The organism is Paenibacillus koleovorans NBRC 103111, from assembly GCF_004000845.1.
GTDB classification, from domain to species: domain Bacteria; phylum Bacillota; class Bacilli; order Paenibacillales; family NBRC-103111; genus Paenibacillus_AA; species Paenibacillus_AA koleovorans.
The window spans coordinates 19,693-35,729 of sequence record NZ_BIMA01000048.1; the positions used below are offsets into that span (position 1 = coordinate 19,693).

At 53.9% G+C, this 16,037-nt stretch carries 9 protein-coding genes; all 9 read right to left on the bottom strand.

The window, feature by feature from the left end:
* Positions 1-199: 199 nt before the first annotated feature.
* The 9 genes from PKO02S_RS17005 to PKO02S_RS17045 all read right to left on the bottom strand — a co-directional run bounded on the left by PKO02S_RS17005 (position 200) and on the right by PKO02S_RS17045 (position 15,920).
* Entirely contained in the window at positions 200-2,059 is a 1,860-nt protein-coding gene (locus PKO02S_RS17005) for a helix-turn-helix domain-containing protein (RefSeq protein ID WP_164821506.1), read from the bottom strand.
* 241 nt (positions 2,060-2,300) lie between these two features.
* The gene (locus tag PKO02S_RS17010) at positions 2,301-5,051 is read right to left on the bottom strand and encodes a cadherin-like beta sandwich domain-containing protein (protein ID WP_127584996.1); all 2,751 of its coding nucleotides are present in this window, start codon (positions 5,049-5,051) and stop codon (positions 2,301-2,303) included.
* Between the two features lie 565 nt (positions 5,052-5,616).
* On the bottom strand, positions 5,617-5,979 hold the full coding sequence (locus tag PKO02S_RS17015) for a cupin domain-containing protein (RefSeq protein WP_127584998.1): 363 nt from the start codon (positions 5,977-5,979) through the stop codon (positions 5,617-5,619).
* A 22-nt stretch (positions 5,980-6,001) separates the two neighbouring features.
* Complete coding sequence (locus PKO02S_RS17020; RefSeq protein WP_127585000.1) at positions 6,002-7,087, bottom strand: Gfo/Idh/MocA family protein; 1,086 nt, start codon at positions 7,085-7,087, stop codon at positions 6,002-6,004.
* A 204-nt stretch (positions 7,088-7,291) separates the two neighbouring features.
* Complete coding sequence (locus tag PKO02S_RS17025; protein WP_127585002.1) at positions 7,292-12,529, bottom strand: S-layer homology domain-containing protein; 5,238 nt, start codon at positions 12,527-12,529, stop codon at positions 7,292-7,294.
* 774 nt (positions 12,530-13,303) lie between these two features.
* Positions 13,304-13,891: a helix-turn-helix domain-containing protein gene (locus PKO02S_RS17030; protein ID WP_246067094.1), complete on the bottom strand. Its 588-nt coding sequence runs from the start codon at positions 13,889-13,891 to the stop codon at positions 13,304-13,306.
* 75 nt (positions 13,892-13,966) lie between these two features.
* Positions 13,967-14,365 (bottom strand): type II toxin-antitoxin system VapC family toxin, encoded by a 399-nt coding sequence (locus PKO02S_RS17035; protein WP_127585005.1) that lies wholly within the window; start codon positions 14,363-14,365, stop codon positions 13,967-13,969.
* Positions 14,366-14,653 carry an AbrB/MazE/SpoVT family DNA-binding domain-containing protein gene (locus tag PKO02S_RS17040; RefSeq protein WP_127585007.1) on the bottom strand — a complete coding sequence of 96 codons (288 nt, stop codon included), beginning with the start codon at positions 14,651-14,653 and terminating at the stop codon, positions 14,366-14,368.
* Between the two features lie 163 nt (positions 14,654-14,816).
* Positions 14,817-15,920: a glycoside hydrolase family 172 protein gene (locus tag PKO02S_RS17045; RefSeq protein ID WP_127585009.1), complete on the bottom strand. Its 1,104-nt coding sequence runs from the start codon at positions 15,918-15,920 to the stop codon at positions 14,817-14,819.
* Positions 15,921-16,037: the final 117 nt, after the last annotated feature.

The following is a 16,037-nucleotide window of genomic DNA, read 5'->3' on the forward strand; positions in this document are numbered from 1 at the left end:
CCCTTTCAACTATTGGAATTGATACCGCTTACACCACTCAATGTAATAGAGCCGATGTTAACCGGCAATGCTCCTTTGCTATTCGGCGCTGCAAGCGAGGATACAGGGGCTTCGCCTGCAGATACTTTCCTTGCGTGGCGCGGGTTGGCGGATATGCAGGATGTCGGCCTGGGAGCAGCGGAAAGGGGCTTGCGGGCTGTTAGGCGTCGTTTCGCCGTTCTTGCATCCGTTTGCGGTATTCCCCGGGTGGCACGCCGAACGTCTGCTTGAAAATACGCGAGAAATTTTGCACCGTCGAGTAGCGAAGCCGTTCTGCGATATGCTGCAGGGGGACATCGGACGCTTCGAGCATTTCCTTGGCGCGCCCCATCCGGTAATGCGTCACATAGTCGCTGAACGTCGTACCGGTCTCCTCCTTGAACACCCGGCTCAGATAGGAGACGGACAGCCGGACGCTGTCGGCCGCTTGCTGGAGAGTGACGTCCTGCTCGATCTCGCGGTGGATGTAGGCAAGCACCTGCTCGACCCATATTTTCTGCTTGGAGGCTTGGTCGAGCCTCAGCTCGCGGACCCGCTCCTCGGTGAGCAGCTTGTTTGGTCCGAGCGACACTTTGTAGGCGAGCAGCGCCTCGGCTTCCTGCAGGCTGGCGGGGAGCTGCGTGAAGTCGCTCTTCGGCGCGGCGAGGGCGGCGCTGATCGTGAACGGGTACGCCTGCTCCACGCTCCGCTGCCAGCCTTGCGCCGTCTCGAGCGCGTGCCTCCAGTCGGCGGTGCCGAGCAGCGCGGCGATCCGGCCGTTCGGCTGGACCGCGGCAAGGCAAGGCGTCCCCGGCGCGCACCGCTCGGTCAGCCGGAGGCTCAGCTCGCGCATCGTCGCCTGCCGTACGGCCGTATCGGTGAGCGCCCACTGCGGATCGCGCGCCTCCTCGTCGATCGTGACGAGCGCCAGCACATAGGCGGCCGGCTCCGCGGGGAACCCGAGCTGCGTGAGGAGACGCCGCACATCCTCGCGCGAGTCGCCGGCCTGCAGCAGCCGATGCAGCACTCCCTCCCGCGTGAACGGCAGCTGCTCGCGCAGCTGGTTGTTCAATTGCTGGAACGGCACGCTCATCCGTCTGGAGCCGATCCAGGCGACGAGACACCAGAGCAAAGCCATCCCTCCGGCGAACAGCCAAGTCGTGCGGCGGATTTCGTCGGACTTGGAGGTCAGCTCGGCCATCGGCGTCATGATCATGAGCGTCCAGCCGTCCTCGCCGCTCGCGGGCCGCGCCGACAACCGATAGGGCGAACCGTTCCAGGACACGGTATCGATCACGCTGCCTCGGCGCTGCCAGAGCTCGTACAGGCTGCTCGTCGAGCTCAGCTCCCGACCGATCTCGTCCTCGCTGCGGCCCATCACGATGCGTCCCCGCGCATCGACGATGTAGATCAAGCTGTTGCCGCCGAGCGGCAGCTTCTCCAGGAATTGCGCGGCCTTGCGCGCGCTGATGTGGATCACGACCGCCCCGTCGGAGTAGCTCGAGTACAGCGGCACCGGCCGGAACAGCAGCAGCTCGGTCTGCCGCGGATACGTCTGCGGCGCAATCCAGAACGGGGCGTTGAATTTGGGCTGCGCCTGCTCCAGCATCGGCTTGAAGGCCGAGTCGCCGTAGCTCGACGAGGAATAGGCGCTGGAGTAGACATAATCGTATTTCTTATAGATGAGGGAGACTTCATATTTGACGGTCGAGAAGCTGGTCAGCTTGGACAGCGTCTCCTTCAGCCGGAACCGCTCGGTCGGGTCGCTCAGCGAAGGACCGTTGCGGATCGAGGCTTCGACGACCGGGTCGGACGCCACGGCGATCGAGGCCAGCTGCGCGTTCGCCATAAATTGGTCGAGCTGTCCCTGGATTTGACCGAGCGCCGTCAGATGGTTGCGGTCGACCTCCTGCTGCATGCTGCGCGACACGATGTAGGAGGCGAACAAGCCGAACGCCAGCACCGGCGTAATGCTGATCAGCAGCGAGTAGACGAACCATTTGCGCTTATGGGACCATCGTGCGAGCAGCCTGGCGATCATGGGCGTTCCTCCTTTGGTATACGCTTTCATTATAGTCAAGCGCGGTGCATCCGTATTTGTCGAAAGCGCCGAAGGATTTGTCTGGAACGCGATCCTCATATAAGCCTGTTCATGCGCTCGAACCAAATCCAGAAGCTCCACCCATTCGCAACTTCCATAGTTCCTAACCAACACAAAGCCTCCCGCACATCCCCGGGGAACGGGAACGTGCGGGAGGCAGGCTATTGCTATTGATTGATCGCTATTGCACGGAAACGGTAATCGTCGAGCTCGCCGTAAAGCCGGCAGTGTTGGCCAGCTCGGCGCGGTACACGTAAGTGCCCGGAGCTTTTCCCGTGATTCGGGTCACGGCGGACTGGGCGTTCGGCGAGTTAGCGGAGAGCGGCTTCGTATCGATCAGCACTCCGTTCTCGTACAACCGGTACGTCGTGCCGTTCGTTCCCCACCACATGTTCATCGTCACGTTGTACTCGCCGTTGCGGTCCCAGTTGTCGTGCGACAATACCGGGGTTCCCGGCGTGGCGTTCGACACGGTTACGGTGAGCGGCGAGCAGGAGGTCACGCCAAACGAATTGATCAACTGGCAACTGTACACATACGTTCCATTTGGCTTGCCGCTGATGCTCGTTTGCACCTGCTGACCGCCAGGGCTGAGATCCCGCAATGCCTTTGTCTCGATCAGCACTCCATTTTCATATAGCTTGTAAGCCGTCGCGTTGTTGCCCCACCACAAGTTCATCGTAACCGTATAGCTGCCGTCCTTCAGCCCATTGTTGTGCCCGTTGTTGTGGGACAAAACCGGGGTTCCAGGCGCGCCAGTGGCCAGTATCAATTCCGCGCGAGTGACCGCGATTGTGTACGTCTTGGACGCGTTCCCGTTAGGGGAGGTGACGACTACCGGGATAACATTGGTGCCGACCGACAGCGGAATTGTCGCCGACGAGCCAGGCTGACCGCCGATCGTCACCGACGCCCCCGGAGTGTATACCGACGCCGTTACCGTCGTTGTGCTCACGCCATTGGCAACAGATTGCGAGTACTGTAGCTTGTATGGGTCGAAAGCGGGTGACAGCATGCCGGAACTGGTAGTAAGAGAACTGAGATCGGCTACCCCTGCAGAAAGCACCGACAGCTGCTCGCCCAGCCAGCCGAAGCTGCCGCTGACGCGATGCTCCCACGCCCATTTACGCAAAGGATTGACCCGGAAGCTCGTGTTCACTGAATTGCTCGCTTGCGGACGAATCCAGAAGTTGACGCCGTTGTCGTAGCCTTCGTACAGCTCACGGATCGCCTGCAGCATCGTACCGTTCGGCGCGCCGCCTTGCTGCTGATTGAAGTATTCCGACCAGAGCAGAGCCATCGCGACCTCGAGATTATGCTCGATGCCCGTGCCTCCGAACGGATTGCTCGCGCTCCCCCTTCCTCCTACTTCCGCATCCGGGGTTCCGTCGATCTTGGACAAATAATCGGGATAACGCAGAGGGCCCGGATATAGATCGTATTGATGATACGGATCGACATCCGTCGCGCTGACGATGAAGTTGCCTAACCGCTTCACGAAATTGGCGATATCGGTGCTTTCCGTTACCGCATAGGCGCGCACCATCGCATCCGCGCTCAGGACCGACATCCATGGAGAGGCGATGAAGTCGGTGGCGACGCCTTCGAAATGCTGGCTGCCCAAGTGGTACAGCCCGCCATCTACTCTCTCGACCGGGATCGCTCCGTCGGCGCCGTTCTGATGCCAGATGTAGTCGCCGGTTTGCGTCTGCACGTTCGTTTTGTACGCGCTGTCGCCGGTCACCTCATAAGCGATCACATTGGCCAGCAGCCGGAAAGCGGTATGCCGCTCCGTCCACCCGTTCAGGCTTGGCGACCAGCGGTTCGTCCCCGCGTTTTTCTCATGGGCGTTCACCACCCAAGGGATGTACTCGAGCACATTGTTGTCGCCCGTCAGCCAGTAGCTGTAAGCAAGCGGCTCGTTGTAGCTGTACATGGAGCCGTTGCCGCCGCCCCTGTTGTTCGGATCCGGGGTTTTCAGCTTGAACAAGCCGACCGCTTCGACCGGAACGGTATCTCCTCTGTACAATTGGGACTTGTAATAGTCGGTGCTTCGGACCGCCTCGCGAAGCGCTTTCAACGAGCCGTTCCGCATATACAAGGTAAACATAGTGGAAGATCGGTCGTACAGCCATGTATCGTAAGCGGTCGAGACTTCTCCGAGCTTGTACCTTGTCCGGTTGGCGGCCGATACGTTCGGGTTGTCTTCATTGATCATTGTGTAAAAATTGTTCTTGAACGCATGCTCCATCTCCGTGAAGCCCGGCCAATGCTCGGTCGCGTCCATAACGGCCGGATCGGAGCGGGTCTCGCTCACGCTGTCGTCCAAAGGCGTCATGCGCGTCCCCTTCAGTACGCCTTGGGCCAGAAACGCCTTAGGCAGCACCGCGTACACATCCGGCTCCCATACATTGTCGGCCGCGACGAATGTGCCGCTCGTCACCTGATGCCAGGCGCTGCGAGGATCGGCGAGGGTCGGGATGGTTTTCGTGCGACTGGTGGTGCCCCACTCTACGGTAATGGTTTCCGCATTAGGGTATGCGGCGGTAAACGTATACTGGATCTGGATGCGGGCGATCCGGACGGAAGCGCCGTCGAGCGTCGCATTCGTCAGATGCCGCCAAGGGGTCTGCATTTCCACATAGGCGGGGATTTCCACGCCTCCCTTGAGCACGCGGATTTTGGCGATGTCCGCCGGAGCGACGGAACCGCGGGGAAAAGGAACCCCGAATGTGACCAGCTTCGTGTCGCCGGCATTCACGTTTTCCATCGGGTAAAGCGCTACGTCTACGCTGCCCGAAGTCGTCGCCGGAGCGAAGAAGGGCTGGACGCCGCCGGACGCCGTCTCGCCGGAGACGAGGGCCGGGAACAAGGAGGACAACATCGCTAAGACAAGAACGAGAGACAACCACTTTCTGGATAGGAACTGCATAAGTCAACACCTTTCATCAAAGGTTTGGCTAGCTCACGTAGAATCATATAGCAGATTAGCTTGTCCCGCCTTACCGATATTGCTAGGATTTCAGATTCCCGACATATATTGTGGGTCACTATGTTCAGTTGTTCACGGTTTGTTCGGTTGCTTAACAAAAAGTGATAAATCGAAAAAGCCGACTAACCGGCCTTCAGATGCAAAAGACCGTCCATGAGGACGGCCGTAGGGGCGTTGCTGAAAATAAGGTGATGTCGTATCGTTATTGGAGCGAAAGGCTGCTGCTGCGGGAAAATAAGGTGATGCCTGTATCGTTATTGGCTCGGAAACGCATCGCGTAGTGACTTTTTAGTCGGAATAAGGTGATGCCATATCGCTATTTGGGCGGAAAAGTGGCGGATGTGCGAAATAAGGTGTTTTCGTAGCGTTATCGCTTTGCAAGTCGGTCAATTGGCAGCCAGCAAGCCGCTCCCCGGACGAATAGCGACCACCCGCGAGCCCTCAGAGAGCCCTCCGAGATCCCTACGAGATCCCTCCGAGAGCCCTCCGAGAGTCCTCCGAGAGCTTACTCCCCAATCGTCTGCCGGTCGGGAGCGGAGTAGGTGATGATCATGCGGCAGGGCTCCCAGCTTGTCGCGGTTGCATTGTGCGGCACTCCCCGCGGAATGCGCAGCATCATGCCCGGCTCCAAGTGGAACACCTCGTCGCCGAGCGTATGGTCGCACTCCCCCGTTAGTACGAAGATGAGCTCCTCACAGTTCGGATGAGTATGCCTCGGATTGCTCTGTCCCGCATGGATGTACACCATGCCGAATGTCATCTCGCTCTCGGGGTCGATCTCCTGGCCGCACAGCCATTGGATTTTGCCCCAATCCATCTCGAGCAGACGGGAAGGGTCTTGTTGACGCAAATCGGTTATGGTTGCCATGTGTGTATACACGCTCCTTTGTTTACTCGTTCACTACCGCATACGTACCTGCCGGCGTCCCCCGGTACACTTCGAGCAGCTTGGCGATTTCCAGCGAATCGTCGAGCGTCCCTTTTTGCGGCGGCTGGCCGGTTAACACACTCTCACAGAAATGCAGCACCTCCGGCACATAGCCCAAGTAGAAAATGTTCTTGTTGTACAGCTGCCCGAGCGAAAACTCCGGCTCCCAGTATAAAGGCGCCTCCTCGTCCGCGACGAGAAAGCTCGCCGACCGGCCGTAAGCAGGACGGGCCGCTCTGCGGTAATACGTCAGCTTGACCCCATTCTCGACGATGACGTTCGCTCCTTCGCCGATGATCTCGAGCCGCTCCAGCGGGCTGCTGCCCGAAGCGCCGGCCGCCATATGCAGCGTCCCCACCGCACCGGACAGGAAGCGGAAGCTGCTGATCGAGCCGCCGTTGAACGGCTCCCATTCGTAGCTCATTTGGCCGACCTTGCCCATCATGTAGTGCAGGATCGCGCCGGGGTGAAAAATATGGTCCACTAGGCTCGTGACCCGATTCAGCTGCGCGCGCTCCTCGAAGGGCGGCATGCCCTGCGGATAGCGGATATAGATCTGGGATGGACGACCGAATTCGGGACTGCTAATTATGTCTCGAGCCTTGACTATAGCGGGAAAAAACAGCTTCTTGAGCCCCGTCATCACGAAGCGTCCGCTCGACTCGCTCGCCGCCATCAGCTGCCGCACTTCCTCGCAGCACGCCGCCGTCGGCTTCTCCATCCAGACATGGACGCCGAGCTTGAGCGCATCCAGCGCGAGATCCGTGGCCTGTACGCGGCCGTCGGGATGATAGGCGGTGACGATGAAGACCGCGTCCGGCTTTTCTTTCTCCAGCATCTCGATGTGGTCCGTGTAATGGGCCTTGGCACCGAATTGCCGCGCATACTCGGCCGCCCGCTCGCCGTTCCGGTCGCAGATCGCCACCAGATCGACCGGAGCATACTGGAACGTCGGATACACGTTGCGGTAAGAATGGCCGCCCGCGCCAATGAAACAAATCCGGAGCTTGCGCTCATACTCGAAGTTGTACTGGATTCTTTCGTTCATAGAACCGTACTCCTCTCCTTCAATGCTAATTAATATTGTTTCATATCGTTCAACTATGTTGAATAATACTATCCTACATGATTTCCTCCGCTCCGGCAATGTATTTCTTAGTTGATGTACCGGCGTGATATACAAGAAAAGGAGCCAAGCGGGTTCAAGCCGCTTGGCTCCTTTGAGTCGTATTATCACGGAGCTTTAAATGTGTTAGTTAATGATGCGCGTTACAAGCTCGCCAATCATCTTGGCCGACTCGGCGCGTGTCGCATTCCCTTGCGGGTCAAACAGGCCGTTGTCTTTGCCGTTGATAATTCCGGATTGCTGCAGGCTCGTTACCGCATCCTTCGCGTAACCCGAAATTTGACCTGCATCTTTAAACGACTCTGCGGCATTGGACTGCGTCAAGCTTATGTTCAAAGTACTTGCGAACCTGTGCACGAACGTCGCCATTTGCTCACGGGTGATGTACTCATCGATCCCGAACACTCCTGGCGCCAAGCCCAACGTCACACCGTTTTTAACTGCCCAGTTAATCGGTTGCTCATATACGCTTCCTGCGATGACGTCGCTGAAGCTTTGACCGTTCAATCCATCAAGCTTCACAGCATCAAACGCGTAAGTAAGCATCTTCAAAAATTGAGCTCTGGTTACATTTTGGCTAGGTTCAAACTTCCCGCCGCCTACACCGTCAATAACGCCTCTCGACGCAAGGAACGAAATATAAGGCTTGGACCAGTCGTTGGCTACATCCGTAAATGTCAACCCTTTATAGGCAACCGCATACTTGCTCAGATGATTGAGCTTGATGGTCATTACTTTTGAAACTGGATCATAACCGGAGGCCTTAACGACCTCAACGGAACCATCGTCCTTCACGTAGGCTGCAAAAAGTGCATTGGCATCTTCGACTGAATTGGCATCATAAGGAATGCTAATGGTCAACGGATAGCCTTCGCCGAAGCTGTTCACTTTTACTCCGTTTACAGTTAAGTTAACATCGATAACAGGTCTGTCTCCTATGGCTGCTTTCGCCGCCTCGGATAGATCTCCTGCTGCAACCTGGGAAATGGACATAGCTACGGTGTCGCCTTTATTCACTTGAATGTTCTTAAGGGCTCCCGTGTCCATGTTCAGTGTGCCTTGAGGAGAGCTTACCTTAAATACGTCAGCCCCGCTCGCCAGGATCATGTTCAGCACCTGGTCGGATAGTTGAACTTCGTATGCCTCTACGCCATCAACCGCTACGAGATTGATTTCGACCGCTTTAGGCTTGCTGGAAGAACCTTGCCCGCTAATGGTCTTTTGAATCGCGTCCGCCATTTGCTCGGTAATCGCAACCGTTGCGGATTTACCATCAACAACCGGCTTAGCAATCGTTAATGTCGCTCCGTTCGATTGACCTGCATCGACCGAATAATCATTGTTACCGGTATTTCCATTGCCTACAGGAATGCTGCCGCCACTGCCGTTACCGCCGCCATTGTCAATAATCGGTTTGACCTTGCCGAAGGCGCCAATGGAAAGTTTCCCAACATCCTCGCGTGTTGAAATTGCCCTATTCGTTGGATTAACCGCATCATAAGCAACGCTCATCAACGGATTCGGGAATTCGTTATCCTGGTTATCCGTAGGCACTGGCAACCCGACATAAGTGCTCATATCGTATCCAGCGGTCGGCCATGGAACAGGATAGTCATACAACGTATTGTGCCAGTCACCCCAAGTAGCGACGGTTTGGTTAATGCCAATACCTGCCCCTGCTAACGGGCTGCTGTCAGTGAGCTTGAAGTTTTTCACAGCAGCGCTGACATCGATGAAGCCCGGATTCGACCCTGTAATTGTGCCTTTCCATTCACTCTGATCAGGGACACCTAGTGCATCGGTTTGAACCCAGTTATTCGCTCCCGTTACCTGTCTGCTGCCGGATGCCCAATTCGCCATATTGATTGACGTAGGGTCCGTATTTTCCGAGACGATGATCATCGGTCTGCCTTCCGGCTTATAGAACACGTTGTTGTACATTTCAACGCTCTCTACGCCAAATTCAATGCGGATCGCCTGCATCGGCGTAGTTGTTGCATCTGTATCGTTCATGTAATGAACAAACGTGTTGTTTACAAAACGATATCGTCCATAAGTTTGGCCGAAGGACGGTCCGACTTTGCTTGTATACTCGGATAAATCCGATGTCCCGTCGCCGCCTACACGAACGAGCGAGCCTTGGGTATGAACAATAACGTTGCCCACGACATCCGAATCTTCCCTCTGGAACAGCTCTCCATATTCAGAGTTCGTCTTTCTTAGTTCTTCAGCGGATTTGAAGGAGTACTTTTCAACCCCGCCGTCCGTGATCTTGCCAAAGTCCGGATCAGGACCGATAAGCTCCAAGCTTTGATAGAAGTTGTTCTCAAACCAGTTGAAGTACACTTCGTTGCGGAGTGCCCTTGTTTTCAGACCGTTCCCTGTATTCGAGTCATGAATATAGTTATATTGCACTCTCGCTACGGAGTCCGGATGAAGGGCCTCATCGGCGGCCAAATACAAGTTATGATGGCCCCCGTTTGTTCCATTGCGGTATACTTCGTTGTATTCCACCGTAATGCTGCCCGATCCGAAGTCGGCTCCCAATATGCCCATTCTGGCGTCGTGGATCACGCTGTTTCGGACAACCAGATTGTCGGCCTTGTGGAAGATGGCGCGATATACGGTTTGATTGGAAATATTCGTTCTTACCGTGCCTGTCTGCGACATAATGTTGTCGTATTGAACGCCTGGGAATCTCGTCAGTACTTCGGCCAAATTGCCGATCACTTCAAAGTTATCGAATACAACGTTGTCGGCACCGATCTCAACCATATTAAGCGCGTTCAAGGTTTTGAGGACCGGTTTTTTGCCATTTTGGGTCAAGCCTCTGATCGTAACCGGTTGTTCTTTCGTTCCCTTGTTCCCTTGGCCAATAAATATCGGAGCCGGGTAAACCGCATCCCCATCGACTTCTACGATGTCCCCCGGCTGCAACAGCGCCACGACATCCTGCACCTTCTTGAATTTGTGCGTCGGGCCTACGGAGTATACGTTGACTCCATCGACGACAGCTGGGTTATTCTGCTCGTTCATTCCAATCTTGTCGTTGTCTACGAGTCCGATCAGCTTCTCGCTGAAGTTCGTCACATTGAAGCTGCCTTCAAGGGCAACAACACCCATGACGCCGACATTATTATTTACTAATGCCGCATTGCTGCGGAAAACGTAATTATCGGCAAGAGGTTGACCATCGACCTTAGCGCTATACTTTTTAGTGGCCGTGTCGATCGTCACTTCAAAATGATAAGTCCGATCCTTGACGTACGGAATATCATAAACGGCCGATGTTACTGTATTGTTGTTGGCTGAGATTTTGCCGTTCGTTCCGAGTATCATGTTAATTCTGCGATCTCCAGAGAAGCTCATGACGGAATTCGCCGAGTTGAACGCTATATGTCCACTCACATTGTCTGCAAGCGGCGTAACGTCAAACTCCAGTTGTACAATCCCCGTTTTCGGTTCTGCAAATGCATATGTCGTAACAGGCGCATCAGGCGTATAAGGTACATGAGCGTAATTATTGCCGTTTGGAAACCTGCCGCCCATTTGCTCCATAATCCAAGAGAACTGGCCTGTCGTCCTCAGCTGCCAGCTGTATTTGCGAGGTGGAGTTACCCTGAAAACGTATGTTCCCGGATGAGCGCTTAAAGGAAGAATCCAATAATTAATTCCGATTTCGTAAGTATTGTACAACCTGTTTGCAAGCCTTACTAGATCATGGTCTGGGGTTCCCGACATTTTCGAGAAATATGCAGCCCATGCTACGGCGCCGGCCACATCGATCGCGTGCTCCACGTCATCCGACCAACGAAGATTGCTTGTCCCATCGATATTCGTCATGTAATCGGGGAATATAAGCGCTCCCGGATGTACGCTTGAATAACTATGCGGACTAGTTGCATACGGCGGATTTTCAGCCCAAACATCGCCTGTTGCCGTAGTCTTGCTTGCAACCTTTAAGAAATTGGCCAGCCGTATTACAAACTGCGGAATATCTTGTCTTTCAGTGAAGGCATAAGCACGAACTACCGCGTCATTGATAAATACAGACATCCATGGAGAGGCAATCGTTCCAGGCATCCCTTCACTATGCTGCGCGGCTGTGTGGTACAATCCGCCGTCCACACGATCGGCTGGAATTTGTCCGTCCGCTCCATTTTGATGCCAGATCAGCGAATCCACAATATCCTGCATCGTGTCTTTATATGCCGCGTCTCCCAACACTTCATAAGCAACAACGTTGGCCAGTAGCTTCAGACCGACGATCCGTTCCGTCCAGAAGCCTAACTCAGGGCTCCATTTATGAGCGGATCCGTTATAAGCGTTTACAATTTTGGCAATGTCGCCTCGCGTAACGTTATCCCCTGTAAGCCAGTGCGAGTATGCAAGATTTTCATTGGTGCTGTACATAGCGCTTGTCCGCAAAGAAAACGTTCCGTTCGAGTTTAGTTTCGTCCGGTAAAATTCCGTGCTGCGAACCGCTTCGCGCAACATTTTGAACGACCCGCTGCGCATATAAGTTACAAACATGGTCGACGAACGATCAAAAAGCCATACGTCTCCCACCGTTTTGTAATTCATTAAACGGGTTTCTTTCGGATCATCTTCGTTGATAGCCGTATAAAAATTGTTAACGGAAGAATGATCATAGGCAAAATATTCATCCATTTGAAGCTGCGATTTCACCGTCAGCGGATCTTGTCTCGTTAACGGGACGCTGTCAGCCATAGGGGTCATCAGATGCGGCCTTATCGCTCCATCGCTCATGATGTCCTTAGGCAGCACCGCATAAACATCAGGCTCGAGAACGTTATCCGCTTCTATAAAGGTCCCTGCTGTGACTTTATGCCACGCGGTACGCGGATCTTCGAAAGCGCTTACGTTTAATTGGCGCGGCTGAAGTCCCCATTCGACTGTAATTTCTTCATAGCCGGGATACACTTCAGCGAACGTGTAATGAATCTGAATACGGGCAATCCGCACGGATTCATTATCGATATTAGAAGCAGTAGCATGACGCCATGGAGTGAGCTGCTCTACATAGGCAGGAATTTCCACCCCGTTTTTCAATACTCTCACTTGATCAAGCTGCTGTTCTTTCACCGAACCCCTTGTAAACGGAATACCGAAAGTAACTAGAGTTGACGTTCCTGCCCCTACAACTTCTGTTGGATGTAGCTTCACTGTCATGCTGCCTGAACTTTGAGCAGGGGCAAAAAAATCTTGTACGCCTGCTGGCTCCGAAGCGGCCGAAGCTTCTTCCGTCATAACCGGCAAAACACTGAGCATCATCGAAAATATCAACATGACGGACAATAGCCAGCTAAACGTCGATTTGCCTTTTTGGAAAACTTTGTACATGCTGCGATTCCTCCTTTTTGTATTTTATGTGAGTCATTCATTATCTTATTTGTTGATAACGTTGTAGTATATGATCGGAATTTGCACTTTTTCATCATTTTTAAGTAATGAAGAGATTCGGAAAAAGAGTGAACTTTCGAAAGATTCATGAATATGAAAAACCTGATCGGCAAGACACCGATCAGGTCCTCTGGCGTATGTGTTCTGTTGGGGCGGGGAGTGCAGGAAGAGGGGTTCCGACCGTTGTTGAAAGCATGGCCCTTGATTAGGTTTTATTGGAGGTGGGGCCAAGATTTCAAAGGCGGACGCTTCGCTTCTCCACTCCCTCTTCCTGCCCCCTCGGTTCTGCTTTCGTTCATGGCGTTACTTTCGGAAGCGAAGCCAGATCCTGTGCGGACACAGAGGACCTTATTTCCTCCAATGCGGGCTCTACCCCTTTCTTGGCGGACTCAGATGCCCTTATTTGTTCCATTTTGCCTTCCACTACTCTCTTTTCCGCAAAATAAGGGCTTCTGTGTCCGCAAACATGGTGAGAAGCTCACTTTGTTCACAATTAGCGCATCTATTGGCCGGCAACGAATGTTTACTATTCAAACTGTTCTCTGGCTGCTGATGCACGTATGCCAGAAGAACTTATACTCTCTAATCAAATCACAAAACCGTCCTAGAGGACGGTTCCACAAGGCTGTTTCCCATGCCATTTCGGATTCCATTTTATCCCGGTCTTGTGTCGGGGCTTAGCTTCATGACATTGCCCAACTAAGTGCCTATCGATTAATCTCTGCTTTCTACCGCTTGCCTTCGCTCGCCTCCGCCCACCTTCGCCTGCGTGAACACCGCGATGTACTTGACCTCGTCGGTAATCGGCTGCAAGGAATGCTTCTCTATGGAATCGAAATATAGGCTGTCCCCGGGCTGCAGCGTGAACTCGCTCTGGCCGACCTTGTAGCGCATCTCGCCTTCCAGCAGGAAAATAAATTCCTCCCCGTCATGGCTGTACGTATTCCGGCTATCGTTCTCCTCCCGGCGCGAGACGAACAGGAACGGCTGCATCAGCTTGTCCTCTCGCTCGACGGCGAACGGGAAAAACGAGTACCCTTTCTCCGTCTTCGTCAACCCGGCCGCTACCCGATCCCGCGTCGTATGAATCGTGCCCGCCTGACGCTGATCATCCAGCAGGATCGACACCTTCGTGCCTAGCGCATCCGCGATTTTCATCAGCGTGGCGATCGGCGGGATCGTTTTGCCGTTTTCGATTTTGGAGAGCAGGCTCTTCGAAAAGCCGCACACGTCGGCTATATCCGCCAAGCTTCGGTTTTGCTCCGTTCGAAGCTTCTTGATTTTGTTGCCTAAGTCGATCATAACCGGTTCCCTCATTTTTCATCGCATTCAATAAGGTTTATTGTAGCGAAACGGGATAAGTCGGTCAATGAATTGCTAGTTTAACTCAGTGGGAGTGTAGAATTCGCAATCCAATTTACGAAAATCTTTATCCCATGTAAGGACCGGGATTTTCAAGCTTTTCGAGCGAACAGACAGATAGGCATCAAGGATGTCCACATTTTTTTCGGCAAACCGTTCAAGCGCCTCTTCTATATAAGAATCCTCATTCATCACTTCATCCGATTGCAAAAAAGCCAGCAATGCTTTAGCAATGGCGCTGCTCGGAATTTGATAGCGTGATTTCAACACCCAACAGGATTCAATGACGACAAAAGGAGTAACCACGAGATTTATTTTTCCGGTATCTAGTAGATTGACGAGTTCGCCTAGTTGCTTTAAATCGTCTTGCACGAGCAATCGAACAATAACGTTGGTGTCGACCAAAACATTCATTTATTGATTCTCCATGGATCGAATATAGTTCTCCAGAACATGCTTTTTTACCGCTTTATTTTCTTCACTCAGGTCCAATTGAAGCCGGGGATCCGTCTCATCTCTCAGAATACCGATGACATCTTTCAACGGCCGCTTTTTTCTCGGTTTAATGGATGAAATGTTCCCCTCTTCGTCAAGCTCAAATTCCAGCCTGTCACCTTCCTCGAGGTTGAGACTGTTTCTTAGTTCTACAGGTATGGTCAACTGACCTTTGCTTGTTAACTTGCCTGATACCAGTTTGGACATGCGAGTAATTCCTCCTTATCCATGTATTACATTGCAATCGTAATGTATTACCTCTGAAGAGTCAACTTAAATGGTCACGAAAACAAATAACCTCATTCCGCCGATCGGGTCGTTTTGCCCGTAGACGAAAGGAGGTTATACATGGGCTAAATGGCTCTCATCCTTACCGCGGCCACCTCTTCTCCACCGTAGGCAAAACGGGGAACGGGTTATGCGGCTCCATCTGATACCAGTACGCTACGGACGAAACGTCGTCAGATCGCTCGAACAGCCGACTATGGTCATGGCCGATTTGCTGAATCGTGACGCGCAGATCGCTCTCGAACCGGATCGGGTCGGGCAGATGCCAGCGATACATGCCGTGCAGCGGTACTTGGTGACCGTACCAAGGGTCGATCTCCGTCGTTTCTTTATAGTACTTGTACCCGAGGTACGCGGTCGAATACGATTCGGGCTCGCCCGTCCGCGTGTTGGCGAAACACCAGGCGCCGCCTACGTAATCCTCCGTGCCGGTGCCGCAAATCGTCGGCCACTCCTCGTCGCCGTCCATGAAGAACTTGATTTCGCCTTCGCCCCACCAGTTCCGCTCCAGCGCCGCCCAGGCCAAGTACGTGCCGATATACTGGCCCGCCCCTTTGATCTGATCGACAATGGTATAGTCCTTGCCCAGCTCCGTTACCGCTTCGCGGCGCCACTGCGCATGGAAGTAGGCGGCGTTGTCCGGCAGCTCGTCGACGAGCGTGTAGTTGAACGTGTAGAAAAATCCGCCGATGTCCACCGCGTGCTGGTTCTCGATCGTAATTCGCGCCGACTTCCGGAACGGCATCGGAATGTAGCAGTTCATCCCGCCGGTTGGCAGCACCGTGATCGGCAACGAGCTTACATTGGTGCGGATCCCGAAGCCGTTGCAAAAGAAATCGCCAAGCGGCACTTCGACCGAAGGCTCCGCCTCGCCGTCCCAGTACATGCGGAGCACCAGATCGCGCAGCACGTATTGACCGGGGAATCCTTTGCCGGTCTTATCGGTCACGGTGATCCAGAAATGCTGAATCACTCCCGGTCCGTCAATATCCACCAGCACCACTTCCTCGCCGGACTTCAACGTAATGCACGGCCTCCCCTTGCGGGCGACGCCTAAATTGCTGGCTTCCTTGCCGCCTTGCCCCTTCTCGCCTTTCGGGTTCTCCGCCGATATCGAACGGCTCCGCGCACTCGTCACGAGCGGCGCCGAAGACAAGCCCAGTCCAAGCCCTTGCTGATGCAGCATAACACCCACCTCAACTCTCCTATTATTGTGAACTCTGAACCTAGTATATAATGGGGAGAGCGCATAACGATTACCTCATGTTGCGAATTTGTTTATCAATTATTGCTGAGGTGGCTA

Excerpts from the sequence above, each read along its gene's own strand:
- PKO02S_RS17030 (WP_246067094.1), bottom strand. The coding sequence starts at position 13,891 with ATGATCGACTTAGGCAACAAAATCAAGAAGCTTCGAACGGAGCAAAAC.
- PKO02S_RS17035 (WP_127585005.1), bottom strand. The coding sequence starts at position 14,365 with ATGAATGTTTTGGTCGACACCAACGTTATTGTTCGATTGCTCGTGCAA.
- PKO02S_RS17040 (WP_127585007.1), bottom strand. The coding sequence starts at position 14,653 with ATGTCCAAACTGGTATCAGGCAAGTTAACAAGCAAAGGTCAGTTGACC.
- PKO02S_RS17015 (WP_127584998.1), bottom strand. The coding sequence starts at position 5,979 with ATGGCAACCATAACCGATTTGCGTCAACAAGACCCTTCCCGTCTGCTC.
- PKO02S_RS17010 (WP_127584996.1), bottom strand. The coding sequence starts at position 5,051 with ATGCAGTTCCTATCCAGAAAGTGGTTGTCTCTCGTTCTTGTCTTAGCG.
- PKO02S_RS17045 (WP_127585009.1), bottom strand. The coding sequence starts at position 15,920 with ATGCTGCATCAGCAAGGGCTTGGACTGGGCTTGTCTTCGGCGCCGCTC.
- PKO02S_RS17025 (WP_127585002.1), bottom strand. The coding sequence starts at position 12,529 with ATGTACAAAGTTTTCCAAAAAGGCAAATCGACGTTTAGCTGGCTATTG.
- PKO02S_RS17020 (WP_127585000.1), bottom strand. The coding sequence starts at position 7,087 with ATGAACGAAAGAATCCAGTACAACTTCGAGTATGAGCGCAAGCTCCGG.
- PKO02S_RS17005 (WP_164821506.1), bottom strand. The coding sequence starts at position 2,059 with ATGATCGCCAGGCTGCTCGCACGATGGTCCCATAAGCGCAAATGGTTC.